Consider the following 19,794-nt stretch of genomic DNA (forward strand, 5'->3'; position numbering starts at 1 on the left):
AAAACGGCTTCTTGTATGCGACGTCGGCTGATAGCAGCAAACTGGAAACTCAACGGGACGGGCGCTTTTGCGGCGGAATACGCGGCAGAGCTGGTGCCTGCCCTGGAAGGATTGGATCCGGCCGTTGAAGTGGCGGTGATGCCCCCGGCTATCCTGCTCCCGGCGTTGCGTGAGTCGTTGAATGACAACAGCGGTCGCAGGGTCATGGTGGGCGTACAGGATGTTTCCGCCTGGGAAGCCGGTGCCTACACGGGTGAAATTGCTGCTTCGATGGCAGCGGACCAGCATGGCAGCTTTGCCATCATAGGGCACTCGGAGCGCCGCCAGTACTGGTCTGAGTCCGACAGTCGCATCAATGCCAAGGTGCTTCAGGCGCTGAGCGCGGGTCTCGATCCCATTCTCTGTGTGGGCGAGACGGAAGCCGAGCGTGAAGCCGGAGACACCGAGGCCGTGGTGTCCCGCCAGGTTCGTGAGGCACTGGCGGACGTTCCGGAAGCGGACTGGCGCCATGTCTGTGTCGCCTATGAGCCGGTCTGGGCCATCGGGACCGGGAAAAGCGCGACCGCGGAGCAGGCGCAGGCGGTACACGCGCATATCCGCGGGGCGCTGGGAGAACTGGACCCTGCGGCCACCGAAGCGCCGGTCATCTATGGTGGCAGCGTCAAGCCTGAGACGGCTGGCGAACTGTTTGCACAGCCCGACATTGATGGCGGTCTTATCGGAGGCGCATCCCTGAATGCGACCGATTTTGCCGCCATCTGTCGGGCCGGTTGAGAGACGGAATTATGGATTGGGTTGAAACAGGCATTCTGCTGGTGCATGTGGCCGTTGCCGTGGCCCTGGTAGTGCTGGTTCTGGTGCAGCAGGGCAAGGGTGCTGACGCCGGTGCGGCTTTCGGGGGTGGATCCTCTCAGACGGTGTTTGGCAGCTCCGGGGGCGTGGGTTTCATGGTCAAGCTCACGGCGGTGCTGGCCGCGCTGTTCTTCGTGACCAGCTTCGCGCTGGCGATGTACGCGAAGCAGCGGGCCGAGGTTGGCGTCCAGGAAGGCGTTCCGACGGTCGAAGAGTCCTCTTCAGCCTCCGGGCAGCAGGCCGGCCAGGAAGGCGGCAGTCAGGCTCCGGATATTGCCTCTGACAGCGGTGCCAGCGGCACTGGGTCAGGAAGCGGGGGCTCGGAAAGTGGTGAGAGTGAGGACGAAGGGGTCCCCTCCATCGAATAAACCCCTTGTGGGTATTGGAAATGCCGGGGCTGTCCGTTAGTATACGCTCCGGAAATGACATGCCGAAGTGGTGGAAATGGTAGACACGCTAGCTTGAGGGGTTAGTGGCGCAAGCCGTGCCGGTTCAAGTCCGGCCTTCGGCACCATACAGGGAACGGCTTGGAAGGGGTGGCACTGCTTTCCTCAACCAAGCCGTTTTTTTGGTCAGTCCTTGACCAGTCAGGGGGTGGTGCTTATACTCCAGCTCCTGTGCAGCGTGCGTTTTGCGCTGGTAAGGCATTGTTTCGGCAGGCGTCGAAGCAGTGCGCGGGGTGGCATCACCAGCCCGCGGCATCCTTCAGGGATGCCAGGCCGCCGCAGAGGCGGCTGGCTTTTCGTTCGGTGGCTCCGCAGACCGGAGGCCACGTTTTGAAAAGGGGCTGGTTAGAGCCCTTTTTTTGTTTCTGGACTCCGCCAAACGGGCGGGCCAGTGGTTGCATGACAGCGGAGGCGCATTGTCCGCGAAGGTTCGCAAGCTTGAGGAAATGCTGGCCCCGGTGGTCGAGGGGCTGGGCTTCGTGTTCTGGGGCATTGAATACCTGGCTCAGGGCAAGCACAGCACGGTAAGGGTCTACATCGATCATTCCGATGGGGTCACCGTGGATGACTGCGAGCAGGTCAGTCGCCAGGTCAGCGGCGTTCTGGATGTCGAGGATCCGATCGGAACCCACTATACCCTCGAGGTTTCCTCTCCGGGCATGGACCGGCCGCTGTTCCGGCTGGACCAGTACCATGACTTCATTGGTTCCAGATTGAGCGTGCGTCTGAGCGCGCCCTTTGAGGGGCGGCGCAAGTACGAAGGCATCCTGCGCGCGGTCGAGGGCGAGGATATCTGTCTGGTGGTGGGTGAGTACGAGCTCCAGCTCCCGTTCGAGTCCATCGAGAGCGCGCGCATCGTTCCGGTATTCGAGTGATTTGCAGTATCAGGCTTACAGGAAAGGCAGGGCTGTTTAATGAATAAAGAAATCCTGATGGTGGTCGAAGCCGTCTCGAACGAGAAGGACGTCGACAAGGACGTGATCTTCGAAGCGATCGAGATGGCGCTGGCAACAGCGGCCAAGAAGCGGTATGAGGACGAGGAAGCGGATCTGCGCGTCAGTGTTGACCGCAAGACCGGTGAGTATGAGACCTACCGCCGCTGGACCATCGTGGACAACGACGCGGTTCCGGCCCTGGGCACGGAACTGACGCTCCAGGAAGCGAACGAAATCGATACGGCCCTGCAGCCCGGCGATGTCTACGAGGAGCAGGTGGAGTCGGTCTCCTTCGGGCGCATCGGAGCCCAGGCCGCCAAGCAGATCATCTTCCAGAAGGTGCGTGAGGCCGAGCGGGCGCGGGTCGTCGACAGCTACCGTGATCGGGTGGGCGAGCTGATTTCCGGCTCGGTCAAGAAGGTGACGCGGGACAATGTCATTGTGGACCTGGGCAGCAACGCTGAAGCCCTGCTGCCGCGTGACCAGCTGATTCCGCGCGAGACCTTCCGCATGGGCGACCGGGTGCGCGCGCTGCTCAAGGAGATCCGTACTGATCATCGCGGCCCTCAGCTGATCCTGAGCCGGACAAGCCCGCAGATGCTCATTGAGCTGTTCCGCATCGAGGTGCCCGAGATCGCCGAGGAGTTGATCAACATCAAGGGCGCGGCACGTGATCCGGGCTCCCGCGCCAAGATCGCCGTCAAGACGAACGATGGGCGGATCGATCCGGTTGGCGCCTGTGTTGGCATGCGTGGCGCCCGCGTCCAGGCGGTCTCCAATGAGCTTGGCGGTGAACGCGTGGATATCGTCACCTTTGATGACAACCCCGCCCAGCTGGTCATCAATGCCATGGCGCCCGCCGAGGTGGTCTCGATCGTGATCGATGAGGACACCCACTCCATGGAAGTGGCGGTCGCCGAGGATAATCTGGCCCAGGCTATCGGGCGTGGCGGCCAGAACGTACGTCTCGCGAGTGAGCTCACCGGCTGGGAGCTCAATGTCATGACCGAGAGCGAGGCCGAAGAGAAACAGGAACAGGAAGCGCAGAAGCTGGTTGAACACTTTCAGCGCTTCCTGGATGCGGACGAGGAACTCGCTCAGGTGCTGGTGGAGGAAGGCTTCACCACGCTTGAAGAGATTGCCTATGTGCCGCGTGACGAGATGCTGGCCATTGAGGGCTTTGATGAGGATCTGGTCGAGCAGCTGCGTGAACGTGCCCGTGACGGCATGCTGAACGAGGCGCTCGCATCGGGAACCGAGAGCCAGGAAGGCGGCGAACCCCAGGAGGACCTGATCGGGATGGATGGTATGGATCCCGAACTGGCCCGGACGCTCGCCGGCAAGGGCATCTGCAGTATGGAGGACCTGGCGGAGCAGTCCGTGGATGAGCTACTCGACATCGAGGGTATGGATGAAGATCGCGCGGGTCAGCTCATCATGACCGCGCGCGCACCCTGGTTCGAGGGCCAGGAATAATCGGGAGAGGAGGACCAGTATGGCCGAAGTAACAGTCAAGCAATTGGCCGAAGACGTAGGCGCTCCCGTTGATCGCTTGCTCCGTCAGTTCGAGGAAGCCGGCCTGAGCAAGCGGGCGGAAGACGATGTGGTTACGGACGAGGAAAAGCAGACCCTGCTTGCCTATCTGCGCCAGGGGACTGGCGGAGACAGCGGGCCGAGCAAGGTGACGCTCAAGCGCCGGACCACGACCCAGCTCAGGACCGGTGGCGGCAGCCGCGGCGGTAGCGGCAAAACCGTGAACGTGGAAGTGCGCAAGAAACGCACCTACGTGAAGCGCTCGGAAGCCCAGGGGCAGCCAGAGAACGAGGCGGAACAGCCGGCGGAAGAAGCGGCGGCTGAAGCGCAGGCCCAGGAGGCCCCGCAGGCTGAGGAAGCGCCTGCCGAGCAGGCCGCCGCCGAAGCGGCTGAAGCCACACAGCCTGCCGAGCCCGAAGCAGAGACTTCCGAAGCCGCCGAGAGCGAACCGGCGGCGGAAGAGCCTGCTGCCGAGGAAGCGGCGCCCGCTCCTGAGCCGGTGAAAGAGGATACGCGTAAGCACGCCAGGAAGAAGAAAGGCAAGCCGGAACGCGAAGACGACGAAGACAAGCACAAGAACAAGGGCGGTAAGGCGGCTCAGAAAGGGCCCAAGAAACCGCGTGTTGAGGAAGAACTGGCTGAGCTGGACGCACCGGAGGCTGAAGCGGAGCCCGAAGAGGCCACTGCTGCCGCGGAAGAGCCGCGTAAGCCGCTGCGCTCCTCCCGCCGCAAGAAACAGCAGCGTGAAAAGCGCCATGTTTTTGAAAAGCCGACCAAGCCCAAGGTGCATGAAGTGGAAATTCCGGAAACCATCACGGTCGCTGAGCTCGCCCAGCGCATGGCCGTCAAGGCAGGCGAGGTCATCAAGACCCTGATGGGCATGGGCGTCATGGCCACCATCAACCAGGCCCTGGATCAGGAAACAGCGATTCTTGTGGTCGAAGAGATGGGTCACAAGGCCAAGTCGGTCCGCGAAGACGAGATCGAAGAGGAAGTCCTCAGCGATATCGAATACGAGGGTGAAGCCGAGGCGCGTGCGCCGGTCATCAGTGTCATGGGGCACGTTGACCACGGCAAGACCTCACTGCTCGACTACATCCGCAAGACCAAGGTGGCCAGTGGCGAGTCCGGGGGTATCACACAGCACATCGGTGCCTACCACGTGGAAACCGGTCACGGCATGATCACTTTCCTGGATACGCCCGGCCACGCCGCGTTCTCGGAAATGCGTGCCCGCGGTGCCCAGTCCACGGACATCGTCATCCTGGTGGTGGCGGCTGACGACGGCGTCATGCCGCAGACCAAGGAAGCGGTCCAGCACGCCCGCGCTGCCGGTGTGCCCCTGGTGATTGCCGTGAATAAGATGGACAAGCCCCAGGCTGATCCGGACCGCGTCAAGAACGAACTGGTCGGTATGGAAGTCGTCCCCGAGGAATGGGGCGGCGAGACCCAGTTCGTGCACGTCTCCGCCGAGACCGGTGACGGTATCGACAACCTGCTGGAAGCGATCCTGCTGCAGGCTGAACTGCAGGAGCTCACGGCCGTTCCCAATGGGCCGGCCAAGGGCACGGTGGTTGAGTCCAGCATGGAGAAAGGTCGCGGTTCCGTGGCAACCCTGCTGGTCCAGAACGGAACCATGCACAAGGGCGATGTCATTGTTGCCGGCATGTACTATGGCCGCATTCGCGCCATGGTTGATGAGACCGGCAAGCAGGTCGAAACGGCTGGCCCCTCGATCCCGGTTGAGGTGCTGGGGCTCAACGGTACGCCCAACGCCGGTGACGAATTCGTGCGCGTGGCGGACGAGAAGAAGGCCAAGGAACTGGCCGAGTTCCGGCAGGAGAAGGAGCGCGAGCAGCGCCTCCACCGCCAGCAGGCCGCCAAGCTCGAGAACCTGTTCGAGAATATGGGCAAGGAAGAGGTCAAGACCCTCAATGTCATCGTCAAGGCCGACGTTCAGGGCTCCCTGGAAGCCCTCACCGGTGCCCTGCAGGATCTGGGCAACGAGGAGGTGGAAGTCCAGGTGGTCTCCAGCGGCGTTGGCGGTATCACCGAGTCCGACATCAACCTGGCCATCACCAGCAGCTCTGTGGTCTTCGGCTTCAACGTCCGTGCCACTCCGGCCGCCAAGAAGCAGGCGGAGCAGGAAGACGTGGACATGCGCTACTACAGCGTCATCTACAACCTGATTGATGACGTCAAGGCAGCGCTGACGGGCATGCTCAAGCCCGAGTTCCGCGAGGAGATCCTGGGTATCGCGGAAGTGCGCGACACCTTCCGGTCCCCGCGCTTCGGCCAGGTGGCCGGCTGCATGGTCACCGAGGGCCACGTCTACCGGAACAAGCCCATCCGGGTGCTGCGTGACAACGTGGTGATCTTCGAGGGTGAGCTCCAGTCCCTGCGCCGCTTCAAGGACGACGTCAACGAAGTGCGCAATGGCATGGAGTGTGGTATCGGCGTGAAGGGTTACGACGTGAAGGTCGGTGACCAGATCGAGGTCTTCGAACGGATCCAGGTTGAGCGCAAGCTCAACTGATCGGGAGTACTCATGCCGCGTGAATTCAGTCGTGCCGATCGGGTTGCCGACCAGATCCAGCGGGAGCTGGCGCAGCTGATCCAGCGGGAGGTCAAGGACCCCCGCCTGGGGATGATCAACATCAGTGAAGTGCGGGTGACCCGGGACTTCGGTTACGCGGACATCTACATCACGCTGCTGAGCACCGAGGAACTGGACGAGAACAGCGAAGAGGTCCAAACCAGCCTGGAGGTGCTTCAGCGGGCCTCCGGCTTCCTGCGTGGGCATCTGGGTAAATCCATGCGTCTGCGTGTGGTGCCCCAGCTGCGTTTCCGGTTTGACCGGTTGGCCGGCCAGAGCCGCCATATGGAATCATTGATCCGCAAGGCGGTGGCCAGTGACGAGCGCCGGAGCGACGGGGATGACCCGGAGGACGGAGGCGAGGCTTGAGCCGCAGGCGCCGCGGGGAAGACATCAACGGCGTACTGGTGCTCGACAAGCCCGCGGGGATGACTTCCAATGCCGCGCTCCAGCAGGTCCGCCGTCTTCTCAATGCCGCCCGGGCCGGGCACACCGGTGCCCTGGACCCGCTTGCAACGGGCGTTCTGCCGCTCTGCTTCGGGGAGGCGACCAAGTTCGCCCAGCGCCTGCTGGAAGCGGACAAGACCTACCGTACCGTGGCCCGACTCGGCCAGCGCACAAATACCAGTGATGCGGATGGCGAGACCGTCCAGGAGAGGGCGCTGCCGTCAGCCCTGGATACAGACGCCGTGGAGTCCGTTCTGGCGCCTTTCCGGGGGGCGATCGAGCAGGTGCCCTCCATGTACTCCGCCCTCAAGTACCAGGGCAGGCCACTCTACGAGTACGCGCGGGAGGGGCGGACCGTGCCACGCGAGGCACGTCCCATCCGTATTGATGAGCTGACGGTGCTGCGGCTTGAAGGTGATGAACTGGAGCTGCGCGTGCGTTGCAGCAAAGGGACCTACATCCGGACCCTGGTGGATGATATCGGCGAGGCGCTGGGCTGTGGCGCCCATGTGGCCGAGCTGCGCCGGGAGCAGGCCGGGCCCTTTGAGCTGGCACAGGCCCTGACGCTGGATGATCTGGAGAACATGGGGCGCGCTGCGGCCCGTGAGTGGCTTCAGCCATCGGATGTGCTGCTTTCGGACCTGCCGGCGACGGTACTGGATGGGCCCCGGGCCATATCGATTTCCAATGGTCAGGCTGTTACCATATCGCCCTCTGAATCGGCGGTTGATGGCCTCTGTCGACTGTACGATCAGGATGGACGCTTCCTCGGCCTTGCAGAAGGGGCAGGGGAGGCCATAAGGCCCCGGAGGCTGATGCGTACCGGGGCGTCGTAAGCATACGGTCGGGCTGTAGATATGCGCGGTCCGCTCCGTTCCCATTCAAAGCATATTCAGGAGAAATCAGAGCATGGCACTGACCAACGAAGAAAAGCAGAAGATCGTCAACGATTACCAGCGCGCCGAGGGAGACACCGGTTCTCCCGAAGTCCAGATCGCGCTTCTGACGCACAACATCGTGAAGCTGCAGGATCACTTCAAGGACAACAAGCAGGATCACCACTCGCGCCGCGGGCTGATCCGGATGGTCAACCAGCGCCGCAAGCTGCTGGACTACCTCAAGCGCAAGAATGCGGATCGCTACGTTGAGATAATCCGCAGCCTTGAGCTCAGGCGCTAACGGTCAAAACATCCTCGGCCAGACCTTCGGGTCTGGCCGTTTTGGTTCTGAACAACGCACGTCTGGAAAGGAGCAACTGTGAATCCAGTCAAGAAAACCTTCGAATTCGCAGGGTCCACCGTTACCCTCGAGACCGGCCGTATCGCACGGCAGGCCACCAGCGCCGTCCTGGTCACCATGGACGACACCTCCGTTCTGGTTACCGTCATGGCGGACAAGGAACCGAGCCCGATGCCGTTCTTCCCGCTGGCGGTCCACTACGTGGAAAAGACCTACGCCGTGGGCAAGATTCCGGGGGGCTTCCTCAAGCGGGAAGGGCCTCTCTCGGAAAAGGAAACCCTGACCTCGCGCCTGATCGACCGGCCCATCCGGCCACTGTTCAAGGATGGCTTCAAGCACGAGACCCAGGTCATCTGCACCGTCATGTCCTCGAACAAGAACGTGGACCCGGACATTCCGGCCATGATCGGGGCGTCGGCGGCGCTGTCCATTTCCGGGCTGCCCTTTGAGGGGCCGATCGGCGGCGCGCGCGTTGGCTTCACGGATGAGGATGGCTACTTCCTGAATCCGACCTATGAGAAGCTGGAGGAAAGCCGGCTCAACATGGTCGTGGCCGGCACCAAGGACGCCGTGCTGATGGTCGAATCCGAAGCGGATCGCCTGACCGAGGACCAGATGCTGGGCGCGGTGCTCTTCGCCCACAACGAGATGCAGACTGCGATCCAGGGCATCAATGAGTTCGTTGAGGAGGTGAAGCCGACTTCCTGGAACTGGGAAGCCGAGCCCGAGAAGACCGAGCTGAAGAACCGCATCAAGGAGCAGTTCGGCAGCGAGATTGAGGCCGCCTACCAGGTCAAGGACAAGCTTGAGCGCCAGGAGACACTGGGCGAGCTGAAAAACCGTGTGCTCGAAGCACTGGCGTCTGACGAAGAAGGTGGCGAACCCACCGAGAATGACGTGAAGGAATACTTTGGCAAGGTCGAGAAGGAAATCGTGCGTGGGCGCATCCTGCGTAACGAGCCGCGTATCGACGGACGTGACAACAACACGGTGCGTCCCATCGATGTGGAGGTCGGGCTGCTGCCCAATGCCCACGGTTCGGCGTTGTTCACCCGTGGCGAAACCCAGGCGATCGTGACTACGACTCTGGGCACCGCCCGGGATGCCAAGATTGTGGATTCCCTCAAGGGCGAGAGCCGCGATCCCTTCCTGTTCCATTACAACTTCCCGTCCTACTCCGTGGGCGAGACCGGTCGCATGGGTCCCCCGGGGCGCCGCGAGATCGGCCATGGCCGGCTGGCGCGTCGTGGTGTTCAGGCGATCATGCCCAAGCATGATGATTTCCCCTACACCATCCGCTGTGTCTCCGAGATCACCGAGTCCAATGGCTCCAGCTCCATGGCCTCCGTCTGCGGCAGCAGTCTGGCGCTGATGGATGCCGGCGTGCCGGTTAAATCGCCGGTGGGCGGTATTGCCATGGGTCTGGTGAAAGAGGGTGAGGATTTCGCCGTCCTGACCGACATTCTGGGCGACGAGGACCATCTCGGCGACATGGACTTCAAGGTGGCGGGTACACCGGAAGCGGTTACCGCCCTGCAGATGGACATCAAGATCGCCGGGATCACCGAGGAGATCATGGAGATCGCCCTGCAGCGTGCCTATGAGGCCCGTCAGCATATCCTTGGCGAGATGGCCAAGGTCATTTCCGAGTCGCGGTCGGACGTTGCCCAGAACGCGCCCAAGATGCACACCATGCACATCGACTCCGAGAAGATCCGCGATGTGATCGGCAAGGGTGGCGCCACCATTCGCTCGCTGTGCGAGGAAACCGGTGCCTCCATCGATATCGAGGACGATGGCACGGTCAAGATCTACGCGGAGAACTCCGAGCAGGTTGAGAAAGCCACGTTCCGTATCATGGAGCTTACCGCCGACGTTGAGGTGGATCGAGTCTACCGTGGTCGGGTGGAGCGCATCGTGGACTTCGGAGCCTTCGTCAATCTGCTGCCCGGTAAGGATGGCCTGGTGCACATAAGCCAGATCGCCGACCGGCGCATTGAGAGTGTCCGCGAGGAGCTCACCGAGGGCCAGGAAGTGCTGGTCAAGGTGCTGGACGTGGACCAGCGTGGCCGCGTCAAGCTGAGCATGAAGGAGGTCACGGGCGATGAAGAGCCGGTGGACTTCCGTCTGCCCGGCGAGTAGTCATCAGCGACCAGGGCGCCTTCGGGCGCCGGCTCTGATATCCGAAAAAAAGGGTGGCTCCGGCCACCCTTTTTTCTGTGTGCGTATCAGTCGCGCATAAAAAAGGCCACCGCGTGGGTGGCCAATGGGCTCTACTCAGATGACAGGAATTCTGAGGATCGGATGCGCCGCAACCGATAATTCATAGTTTAGTTCCTACAGCTCAGTGCGCTATAGCGGTTTGTCCTTACTCGCGGGGAGGGTATCGCGAGCGGGGCTCACTCCTACGCCAGAGACGCCCCCTCTGTAGGAGCGAGCCCTGCTCGCGATCCGGTTTGATATCAGTGCGCCCTCCTGCGTGGCGAATCCTCAAAGCACACCCGGTAAACATCGGTGTACTCCTTGGCGAAATGCACCTCCATGCCTTCCTTCAGATAATCCGGAAGCTCCTCGTAATCGCCCCGGTTGGCTTCCGGCAGGATCAGGGTGTTGATCTTCTGGCGCCGGGCGGCGATCACTTTCTCGCGGATGCCACCCACGGCCAGCACCTGGCCGGTCAGTGTCAGCTCCCCCGTCATCGCCAGTGTCCTGTGGGGCGCCTCGTTGCGTGCCAGCGACAGGAGTGCTGTGGCCATGGTCACGCCGGCGCTGGGCCCGTCCTTGGGTGTGGCCCCTTCCGGTACGTGCAGGTGTATGTAGGAGCGATCAAAGAACTCCGGATCGCCCTTGTACTGTTTCAGGTGGGAAGAGACGAAACTGTGGGCGATGGAGGCGGACTCCTTCATCACATCCCCAAGCTGCCCCGTGAGCGTGAAACCGCGATCCTGGCTGTGAATGCGTGAGGCCTCAACGCCCATGGTGGCACCGCCCATGGCGGTCCAGGCCAGGCCGGTCACCACACCCACGCCGCGAAGTGCCTTCTCCTTGCGGAACCAGGGTTGGCCCAGGTAATCGGGCAGGTCCTTCACACCCACCCGGATCGGGCTCCGCTCCGCTTCTTCGGACTCAACCATGCGGACAATGCCCTTGCGCACGATCTTGTGCAGCTGCTTCTCCAGGTTCCGCACGCCGGCCTCGCGCGCATAGCCCTCGACCACCTGGCGTATGGCGCCGTCGGTGATGTCCAGCTGCTTCTTCTTCAGGCCGGCCCGCTTGAGCAGCTTGGGCAGCAGGTGGTGCTTGGCGATGTCCACCTTCTCATCGGTGATGTAGCCGGAGAGCCGGATGGTGTCCATGCGGTCCAGCAACGCCTGGGGAATGGTGTCCAGCTGGTTGGCGGTACAGATGAACAGTACCTTGGAGAGATCAATCCTCAGGTCGAGGTAATGGTCCAGGAATTCGCCGTTCTGTTCCGGGTCCAGGCTTTCCAGCAGCGCGGAGGCCGGGTCGCCCATGAAGGAGTTGCCGATCTTGTCGATCTCGTCGAGCATGATCACAGGGTTGTTGGTGCCCACTTCCTTGAGCGCCTGGACGAACTTGCCGGGCATCGCCCCGATGTAGGTGCGCCGGTGGCCCTTTATCTCGGCCTCGTCGCGCATGCCCCCCAGCGAAAAACGGTAGAACTCGCGGCCCAGGGCACTGGCCACGGACTTGCCGATGGACGTTTTGCCAACCCCCGGGGGACCCACCAGCAGCAGGATGGAGCCGGAGATCTCGCCCTTGAAGGTGCCCTCGGCCAGGAACTCCAGGATGCGGTCCTTGATGTCGTCCAGCCCGTCGTGGTCGCGGTTGAGGACCCGTCGCGCCTCCTTCAGGTCCAGCTTGTCCTGGGAATGCTGGCCCCAGGGCATCTGGGTCAGCCAGTCCAGGTAGTTGCGGGTGGTACCGTATTCCGGGGACCCCTGCTCCAGCACCTGGAACTTTTCGATCTCGTCCTCGAAGCGTTCCTGTACGTTTTCCGGAAGCGACTTCTCCGCCATGCGCTCGCGGAACATGTCCACGTCGGCGGTCTTGTCGTCCTTGGCAATGCCGAGTTCGCGCTGGATGATCTTGAGCTGCTCGCGCAGAAAGAACTCGCGCTGGTGTTTCTGCACGCGCTCGTTCACCTCCTCGGTGATCTCCGCCTGCATCTGGGCCACTTCGTGTTCCTTGCGCAGCAGAAGGAGCACCTTTTCCAGGCGGTTGAGCAGCGGCACGGTATTCAGTATGTCCTGCAACTCCGAGCCCCGGGCGCTGGTGATGGCAGCGCCGAAGTCCGCAAGCGGGGAGCTGTCGTCAGGTCCGAAGCGCGACAGGTAGTGCTTCACCTCCTCGCCGTAGAGGGGGTTGGTGCGAAGCAGTTCCTTGATGGAGCTGATGATGGCCAGGGTATAGGCCTTGACCTGCTCGTGGTCCTCGGCCGGCTCCTCGGGGTAGCTGACTTCGGCCAGGTACGGGGGCTCCCGGCGCAGCCAGTGGTCAATGCGGAAGCGGCGGATGCCCTGGGCGATGAACTGGATCTTGCCGTCCTCGCGGTGGACGTGATGAACGCGTACCGCGCAGCCCATGGTGGCCAGCTGCTCCGGTGCGGGCAGGTCTTCATCACTCCCGCTCTCGTCGGCTTCGTTCTCGACAAAGCACAGCCCCACCGTCATGTGGCTGGTGTTGTCCAGCCTCTGAAGGGTTTCGTCCCAGGGGTCCTGGTTCAGCACCACGGGCTGCACCTGGGCCGGCAGAAACGGGCGCCCGGAGAGTGGCATGATGTAGAGCCGCTTCGGGAGCACCTGATAGGGCAGGGCAAGGCCGCTGCCACTGCCACCCTGGCCGTTGTCATCCCTGCCGATGTATTCGATTGCGTCGCTGTCCGTCATGGTCCCCCTTCCAGTCACCAAACACCATTGTTCCCGCAGACATGATGTCTGAATTCCGCAAATCAAGGGGCGGGATCGGGTTGAACAACCCGCTGCGGATCCCCATCTAGGGCGACAGTACGGACCACCGCCAATACAGGATCCACCATTATGAGTAATTCCGAGTTCATTTTTGATGCCACACTCGAGAACTTCCAGCAGAAGGTGCTGGAAGCGTCCATGAACACGACGGTGGTGATTGATGTCTGGGCCGAGTGGTGCCAGCCCTGCAAACAGCTCACACCCATCCTGGAAAAACTGGCCGAGGAGTACCGGGGTGCCTTTGTCCTGGCGAAAGTCAATGCCGAGGAGCAGCAGGAGCTGGCGGGGCATCTGGGGGTACAGAGCCTTCCCAACGTCAAGATCGTGAAACAGGGTCAGTTGCTGGATGAATTCAATGGGGCGCTGCCGGAAGGCGAAATCCGCGAGAAGCTGGATCAGCATGTGGATGCGCCGCCGGAAAGCGACCAGGAAAAGGTAAAGCGCCTCTGGTCCGAGGGGCAGCTTGAGGAAGCGGAAGCTGTGCTGATCCGGATGAATCAGCAGAACCCCGAGGATTATGACGTGCTGATCGATCTGGCTCGCTTGAGGCTGGAGCAGGAGCAGGTGGAAGAGGCGCGTGCCATCTATGAAAGCCTGCCCGGGGAAGAGCGCCTCAAGCCTGGCGCCAAGCAGCTGGAAGCCCGGTTTGAGTTTGAGGAGCAGGCGCGGGATATTCCACCCGTGGCGGAGCTCCAGGCCCGCCTGAAAGAGGACCCGTCAGACGTGGCCGCGATGAATCAGCTGGCCACCCACGGCATCATGGCCGGTGACCACGAAGCCGCCATGGAGCTTCTGCTGAAATCGGTCCAGACCGAGAAGGATTTCGAGGACGGTGCGGCCAAGAACACCCTCATCAAACTTTTTGATCTGCTGGGCAATGAGAATCAGCTGGTGCGGCAGTATCGGCGGCGCCTGTTTGCGATGATGTACTGACTGGCGAAGCAGAGTCGCGTCTGCGGATTAACAGAAGGTTTCGCGCACGGTTACTTGGTTGTCATGGCTCCGGATAGGGCTTATCTTTCCTGAAGCCCCAGATGACCAAATCGGGGCAAGAGGATCGGACCACGCCGTGGTCGGTCTGCTATCAAGGAAGTGAACAACCAAGTGGAGATTCAAAATGAGGAAAACACTGTTAGCAGCAGCGCTCGTTGCAACTTCTTTCGGTGCCCAGGCAAGTGCACCTGGCGGTTCCGGCTGTGGCTGGGGCAACATGCTGTTTGAAGGCAGCAACGGCATGCCCATGCATCTTCTCGCAACCCTGGTGAATGGTACCTCCGGCAACCGCACCTTCGGCATTACCTCCGGCACTAACGGCTGTGACACCAGTGGTGCACTGTCCTACAACGGCGAAAACATGCTGGCCCAGGCTGGGGTCATGGAAGAAGTGGCTCAGGATATGGCAATGGGCGATGGCGAAGCACTGACAGCGCTTTCCGTCTCCATGGGTATCCCGGCTGAAGAGCGCGCCCACTTCAAGAAGACCATGCACGAAAACTTCAACACCATCTTCCCGAGCGAAGACGTGACCGCTGAAGAAGTCATGGGCAACATCCAGACCGTCATGAACAAGGACAAGCAGCTGGCAAGCCTCAGCTGATTGCCACGCCATACCACCGCCCGGCCCTGTGCCGGGCGGTTGTTCCTTCCCCCGGGCAAACCACCGATGAAATCAATAAACCTGGCACTGATACTGGTGCTGGCCAGTGCGCCGTTGTGGGCGCGGGCCACAAATGAGGAACTGGCGGAGCACCCCCGCTGGAAGGCGCTGCTCCACATCAACGAGGGAACCACCTGGCGGTACCAGGGGCGCAGCTACATCGACGATCCGGAGTTCTTCCTGCATGAATCCGGTGCAACCGATGCGCGCGCCGAACTGGAGGCGAGTATTGAACAGCTCCGCCCGGCGGAAAGCGAGGCGCGCTGTGATTTTCCGGCCCGCTACCGTTTCCTGAGCCAACAGCTGGATTGGCCCGATGACGGGGCCCTGAGCCACTGCAGTGATTACCAGGAGTGGCGCGAGGCCATGCCCGAGGAGCGGGTCGCCCTGATTTTCCCCGCGTCCTACCTGAACAGCCCGTCCTCCATGTTCGGCCATACGCTGCTGCGCATTGACCGTGGCAACGATGAGGACGGGGTCTGGCTTTCCCGTGCCATCAACTTCGGCGCCACGGTGCAGGGGCAGGAGAACTCCATTCTCTACATCTACCGGGGGCTGTTCGGCGGTTATCCCGGCTACTTCAGCAATGTCCCCTACATGAACAAGATCCGGGATTACGCCCATCTTGAGAACCGGGATATGTGGGAGTACCAGCTCAACCTCACGCAGGGCGAGCGGGAGTGGCTGCTCGCCCATCTCTGGGAGCTGGAGGATATTGAGTTTGATTACCTGTTTCTGGACGAGAACTGCTCCTTCCGTTTGCTGGAACTGATCCATCTGGCGCGGCCTGACAGTACCCTGATGGATGACTTCCGTTTTGCGGAGGTACCGGCCAATACCGTGCGCTCACTGGACCGTGCCGGCTTCATTGAGTCGGTGGACTACCGGCCGTCCAAGGCCAATGAGCTGGATGCACTGGTTGATCGCCTGAGTGCCAGCGAACAGGATCTGGCACTGGCGCTTGCGCGGGACGCCTCCGTGGCCGAAGAAGAAGCTTTCCAGGCACTGGCGCCCAGGAGCCGCAACCTGGTTGCCCGAGCGGCCTATGCCCATCTTCGGCTGCAGAACCGTGAGGGCGAGCGCAGCCAGGAGGTAGCCCAGCGTGGCCTTGCCCTGCTGCGGGTGGTGAATCGCACGCCTACCGTTCCCGATATCGACCCGCAGCGTCCCGTGTCGCCGGAGAAAGGCCATGGCACCAAGATGCTGGCCGCCGGTGGCGGCATGCTGGGTGATCGTGGGTTCGGGGAGCTCCAGGCGCGCTTCAGTTATCACGACTGGCTGGACAACCCGGAGGGCTATCTCAACGGGGCGGCGATTGAAGCCTTCAACGCCCGCATCCGCCGGACTGAGGGCGATGACCTGACCCTGGAGCAGCTGGATGTGGTCAATATCAAGTCCCTTGCGCCGCGCAACCGGTTCCGCAAACCGGTCTCCTGGTTCGTGAACGGTGGGCTGGATCGCCGCTTCATCGGCAGCAAGCGGCATCTGACCCGCCATGTCCAGGGCGGCCCTGGTCTGGCATGGGAGATGGGGCCCGTCATCCCCTACGCCTATGCCATGGCGAGGGCCGAGAACAACAGTGCGCATGATGTGCTGGTCTCCACGGCCGCCGGCGCCCGGGCCGGGGTACTCTGGTACGCTGAAAGCTTCCAGCTGGGGCTGGAGGCGGAAGGTCTGTACTATCACAACGACGATCGCCGCTATCGGCCTTCGGCCACGCTCAACGTGCCCGTGGGCCGCAACCATGCCCTGCGTGCCCGTATTGAGCGGGACGGCGGACCGGACCGGGCTGAAACGGAGTTCCATCTCTCATGGCGCTATTACTTCGACTGATCCTGCTGCTGACGCTGCTCGGGCTGGGGGGTTGCAGCGGCCTCTTCTTCTATCCGATGAACGACTGGGTGCAGAACCCGGCGCGCCAGGGGCTGGACTATGAGGACATCGTGCTCATCCACCCGGATGGTCAGCGCATCCACGGCTGGTGGCTGCCCTCGGCCACGGATGAGGTGCGCGGTACGGTGTACCACCTGCACGGCAATGCCCAGAACATCAGCACGCACCTGATGAATGTGGCCTGGCTGCCAGAGAAGGGTTACCAGGTACTGTTGATTGACTATCGTGGCTACGGCCTTTCCGAGGGGGAGCCGGATCTGGCCGGTGCCCGGAAGGATATCCAGCTGGGGCTGGACTGGCTGTACGCGGCGGATCGCGTGGATCCTCCACTGGTGGTGTTCGGGCAGAGTCTGGGCGCTTCGCTGGCCACCGGCGTGCTGGGCCGCAAGGAGAACGCTGGCAAGGGTGACTGCGTAATACTGGAGGCCGCGTTCACCAGCTACCAGAGCATTACCCGGGATGTGATGCACAAAAGCTGGGTGCTTTGGCCATTCAGTTTTGTGGTGGCGCCGCTGATGCCGGATGAGGCCAACCCCATTGACCGGGTTGCCGGTATTGCACCGAGGCCCCTGCTGATCATGCACAGCATCGACGATGGCATCATTCCGTTCGAACACGGCCGCGCCCTTTATGAGGCTGCTGCCGAACCCAAGACCTTCCAGCGCCTGAAGGGCGGGCATATCCAGAGTACCCGGGCGGAGGACGTGCGCCAGCGCCTGCTGGACTTCATGGATGAGGACTGCCCCTAGCGGCGCCGGTGGCGTTTCTTCGGAACGAACCCTGGCGGCTTGCTGCTGAGCCAGCGCGTGAACTCCGCCAGCTCGGGGATGGCCAGCAGTGTTTCAAGTGTGTTGTGGTGCAGGCCCAGCTGCTGCTCGCTGCGTACGTGGTGGATCATGTTGTGGCAGGGCCGACAGACCCAGCAGATGCGCTCCTCCAGTTCCTCCCGCGAGAAGCCTTTACGGAAGCGCTTCCTGCGGTGCAGCCGCCGTGGGATCAGGTGATGCTGGGTCAGGTCCGCGACGGCACGCCCGCAGAGTTCACACTGAGACGGCCTGGGTGGTTTGCCATTCATAGCACGTGCAGACCCCGTGCGGTTTGGTTATTATCAGCGCTCATTCTATCGAGGTAGTTGTTCATGTCCGAGATCCGTCCTGCGACGGGCCAGGATGTGCCCGCCATCCACAGTCTTGCGGAGCAATGGGTTCTCCAGGGGCTGAGCAGCGCGGAGGCGCGTGACTATGGGTTTCTGGTCTCCAATTTTACCCCCGCGGAGTACCGCCGGTTCACGCAGGTCGCCAACGCTTTCTATGTGCTGGAACATGAGGGGCAGGTGGAGGCGTTCATACTGGCGCTCACCGATGATCGCATCAGCCCGGATGATCCCGTGAGCCTGTCGATCCATGACTACGATCCTGGCCCTTTCCTGCTGGTCAAGCAGATCTGCAGCCGGCGTGGCAGCAGCGTCCGGGGTGCCGCCACCGCACTCTACCGTTTTGTGAGCGAAGAATTCAGTGGTCTGCCGCAGTATGCGGCTATTGTGCTTGAGCCTGAAAACACCCGTTCCATCGGGTTCCACGAAAAGAGTGGTTTTACCCGCTGCTGCGAGCGGGATGCTCCTGATGGTCGCCGGCGTGGCATCTGGCGCAGGAGCGCCTCGTGATGGATGTGACACCGCCGGTGCAGCGCCGGAATGTGGAAGACAACCGGGTCGACATACTGATCCACGAATTCTATGTCGCCTCGAGCCTCTACCTCCATGAGGACCAGCTCAACTGGCAGAAGCTGCACCACCTCCTCTACGTCAACGTGGGCCTGGGAGCGGTGGCCGGGTTTGCGCTGGAAAATGGGGCCGGGCCCGTGACCGCACTTGGTTCGGAAACAATCTTTGTGCTGCTGGGTGTGATCGGCATCCTGGTGGCGCTTGCCTTCGGCACAGCGCTGTGGTTCGGCACGCTCTATCTCCAGAACCGCAAGGCGGCGCTTGCTGCGCTGGAGGCCCATCTCGCGGAGTACGGGGGCGAAGCAGTGGTCAACCTGCCCGCGCACCTGCAGATGATTTCCAGCCGTTTTGCGCGGGTCTCGCCGACCGTCTGGGTGCTGCGCCTGTTCCCGGTCATGCTGGCCCTGGTCTGGGCAGGGCTTGTGGGCACGGTGCTGCTGTGATGCCGGCGGCCCCTGCTCAGTCGGTGCTACGCATCATGCGCCCCGAGCCAGTGAACTCCAACCCGTACAGGGTCTGATTGAACCCATCCCGGGAAATGGCCTGCTTCGGGAACCGGACCCCCTGCCACTGGATCTCCTGAACCCGCACATCAAAGTCTGTATTGACCACGGGCCGCCCCTGAACGGTCTCGATGAAACTCTGGACCCGGTATTCCGGCGGGTTGATCACGATCAGGGTTTGGCCGTCGCTGGCCGGGCTCGGGATTGACCGCCGGCGTGGGATTGAGAACTCCGGTTCCGGGAATACCAGCGACAGAATGTTCCGCTCATCCTCCACCCGGCGGGAGGGGCGATTGGATTCAGTGGTCATCAGCCCCAGCGCCATGCTGACGCTGGCCTGTTCCCCTGCGGTCTGCTGGATGGGGGGCATCTCGCCACCGGCAGCCGTTGGCCCGACAACGTTGAGGACATTACCGGCGTTGATATGGACGCCACCCAGTGCTGACTCATCCATCAGTTCCACCGCCTGGATGGAGCTGGCCATGAAGGTGCTGAGCAGGGCGGCCGCGAGGGTTTGGGGTCCCGTTTTCATGGCGGAGCTCCGGATCCGTGGAAGAAGGTGTCTATACAAAGTGTAATGTTTCGTTAAGAAAGGTCAAATTTTGTTCGCCGTCGTGAGGGATATCCGTTACTGAGCTGTGACCAATTACGCGCAATCCCTTTTTCATGAACTATGTTAGTGTCATGTGAAGCACGTCACGATAGACACGATGCAGGAGGGCCCTGATGCGCGAAGACGAGGACCCGGTCGAAACCCGGGAATGGCTGGAGGCACTGGAATCCGTACTTGAATACGAGGGGGTCGAACGGGCGGAATACCTGCTCTCGAAACTTTCCGACAGGGCGACACGGGCGGGCACGCCCATGCCCTACGCCATCACCACGCCCTTCCGCAACAGCATCCAGCCCACGGATGAGGCCCGCATGCCGGGTGATATGTTCATGGAGCGCCGCATCCGCTCGCTGATCCGCTGGAACG

At 62.0% G+C, this 19,794-nt stretch carries 19 protein-coding genes and 1 tRNA gene; 17 read left to right on the top strand and 3 right to left on the bottom strand.

Going from position 1 to position 19,794, the window contains the following annotated elements:
• Nucleotides 1-15 precede the first annotated feature (15 nt).
• From tpiA to pnp, 10 genes are all read left to right on the top strand, one after another.
• Nucleotides 16-774, top strand: a complete 759-nt coding sequence (gene tpiA, locus GLW01_RS11145; RefSeq protein WP_160899077.1) for a triose-phosphate isomerase — start codon at nt 16-18, stop codon at nt 772-774.
• Between the two features lie 11 nt (nt 775-785).
• Nucleotides 786-1,220, top strand: a complete 435-nt coding sequence (secG, locus tag GLW01_RS11150; protein WP_160899078.1) for a preprotein translocase subunit SecG — start codon at nt 786-788, stop codon at nt 1,218-1,220.
• Nucleotides 1,221-1,281: 61 nt separating this feature from the next.
• A tRNA-Leu gene (locus GLW01_RS11155) sits at nt 1,282-1,366 on the top strand.
• 348 nt (nt 1,367-1,714) lie between these two features.
• Entirely contained in the window at nt 1,715-2,173 is a 459-nt protein-coding gene (gene rimP / locus GLW01_RS11160; RefSeq protein WP_151440000.1) for a ribosome maturation factor RimP, read from the top strand.
• A gap of 39 nt (nt 2,174-2,212) precedes the next feature.
• Nucleotides 2,213-3,709 carry a transcription termination factor NusA gene (nusA, locus tag GLW01_RS11165; RefSeq protein WP_151440001.1) on the top strand — a complete coding sequence of 499 codons (1,497 nt, stop codon included), beginning with the start codon at nt 2,213-2,215 and terminating at the stop codon, nt 3,707-3,709.
• Nucleotides 3,710-3,728: 19 nt separating this feature from the next.
• The gene (gene infB / locus GLW01_RS11170) at nt 3,729-6,302 is read left to right on the top strand and encodes a translation initiation factor IF-2 (RefSeq protein WP_160899079.1); all 2,574 of its coding nucleotides are present in this window, start codon (nt 3,729-3,731) and stop codon (nt 6,300-6,302) included.
• A 12-nt stretch (nt 6,303-6,314) separates the two neighbouring features.
• On the top strand, nt 6,315-6,731 hold the full coding sequence (gene rbfA / locus GLW01_RS11175; protein WP_151440003.1) for a 30S ribosome-binding factor RbfA: 417 nt from the start codon (nt 6,315-6,317) through the stop codon (nt 6,729-6,731).
• Entirely contained in the window at nt 6,728-7,645 is a 918-nt protein-coding gene (truB, locus tag GLW01_RS11180; RefSeq protein WP_160899080.1) for a tRNA pseudouridine(55) synthase TruB, read from the top strand. The genes rbfA and truB overlap by 4 nt, the downstream gene beginning before the upstream one ends.
• A 73-nt stretch (nt 7,646-7,718) precedes the next feature.
• Entirely contained in the window at nt 7,719-7,988 is a 270-nt protein-coding gene (rpsO, locus tag GLW01_RS11185; RefSeq protein ID WP_151440005.1) for a 30S ribosomal protein S15, read from the top strand.
• A gap of 78 nt (nt 7,989-8,066) precedes the next feature.
• On the top strand, nt 8,067-10,190 hold the full coding sequence (gene pnp, locus GLW01_RS11190; RefSeq protein WP_151440006.1) for a polyribonucleotide nucleotidyltransferase: 2,124 nt from the start codon (nt 8,067-8,069) through the stop codon (nt 10,188-10,190).
• Between the two features lie 320 nt (nt 10,191-10,510).
• On the opposite strand, the gene lon is transcribed toward pnp, so the two are convergent.
• A complete protein-coding gene (gene lon, locus GLW01_RS11195) occupies nt 10,511-12,958 on the bottom strand; it encodes an endopeptidase La (protein WP_160899081.1) in 2,448 nt (815 codons plus the stop codon).
• Nucleotides 12,959-13,108: 150 nt separating this feature from the next.
• On the opposite strand from lon, the gene GLW01_RS11200 reads away from it, so the two are divergent.
• The 4 genes from GLW01_RS11200 to GLW01_RS11215 all read left to right on the top strand — a co-directional run bounded on the left by GLW01_RS11200 (nt 13,109) and on the right by GLW01_RS11215 (nt 17,338).
• Entirely contained in the window at nt 13,109-13,972 is an 864-nt protein-coding gene (locus tag GLW01_RS11200; RefSeq protein ID WP_151440008.1) for a thioredoxin family protein, read from the top strand.
• 184 nt (nt 13,973-14,156) lie between these two features.
• On the top strand, nt 14,157-14,636 hold the full coding sequence (locus GLW01_RS11205) for a DUF3015 domain-containing protein (protein ID WP_151440009.1): 480 nt from the start codon (nt 14,157-14,159) through the stop codon (nt 14,634-14,636).
• 66 nt (nt 14,637-14,702) lie between these two features.
• Nucleotides 14,703-16,529 carry a DUF4105 domain-containing protein gene (locus tag GLW01_RS11210; protein WP_160899082.1) on the top strand — a complete coding sequence of 609 codons (1,827 nt, stop codon included), beginning with the start codon at nt 14,703-14,705 and terminating at the stop codon, nt 16,527-16,529.
• Nucleotides 16,508-17,338 (top strand): alpha/beta hydrolase, encoded by an 831-nt coding sequence (locus tag GLW01_RS11215; protein WP_151440011.1) that lies wholly within the window; start codon nt 16,508-16,510, stop codon nt 17,336-17,338. The genes GLW01_RS11210 and GLW01_RS11215 overlap by 22 nt, the downstream gene beginning before the upstream one ends.
• Here GLW01_RS11215 and GLW01_RS11220 read toward each other — a convergent pair.
• Nucleotides 17,335-17,664, bottom strand: a complete 330-nt coding sequence (locus tag GLW01_RS11220) for a hypothetical protein (RefSeq protein ID WP_151440012.1) — start codon at nt 17,662-17,664, stop codon at nt 17,335-17,337. The genes GLW01_RS11215 and GLW01_RS11220 overlap by 4 nt on opposite strands.
• A 63-nt stretch (nt 17,665-17,727) precedes the next feature.
• On the opposite strand from GLW01_RS11220, the gene GLW01_RS11225 reads away from it, so the two are divergent.
• Together GLW01_RS11225 and GLW01_RS11230 are read left to right on the top strand one after the other, a co-directional pair.
• Nucleotides 17,728-18,252: a GNAT family N-acetyltransferase gene (locus tag GLW01_RS11225; RefSeq protein ID WP_151440013.1), complete on the top strand. Its 525-nt coding sequence runs from the start codon at nt 17,728-17,730 to the stop codon at nt 18,250-18,252.
• A complete protein-coding gene (locus tag GLW01_RS11230; RefSeq protein WP_160899083.1) occupies nt 18,252-18,755 on the top strand; it encodes a hypothetical protein in 504 nt (167 codons plus the stop codon). Before GLW01_RS11225 ends, GLW01_RS11230 begins: the two co-directional genes overlap by 1 nt.
• A gap of 16 nt (nt 18,756-18,771) precedes the next feature.
• On the opposite strand, the gene GLW01_RS11235 is transcribed toward GLW01_RS11230, so the two are convergent.
• Nucleotides 18,772-19,347, bottom strand: coding sequence for a hypothetical protein (locus GLW01_RS11235; protein ID WP_151440015.1), 576 nt, complete (start codon nt 19,345-19,347; stop codon nt 18,772-18,774).
• 194 nt (nt 19,348-19,541) lie between these two features.
• Here GLW01_RS11235 and GLW01_RS11240 point away from each other — a divergent pair.
• On the top strand, nt 19,542-19,794 hold a 253-nt coding region (locus GLW01_RS11240), incomplete at its 3' end, for a hypothetical protein (protein ID WP_160899084.1).

It is taken from the genome of Vreelandella halophila, from assembly GCF_009856365.1.
GTDB lineage: Bacteria > Pseudomonadota > Gammaproteobacteria > Pseudomonadales > Oleiphilaceae > Halospina > Halospina utahensis_B.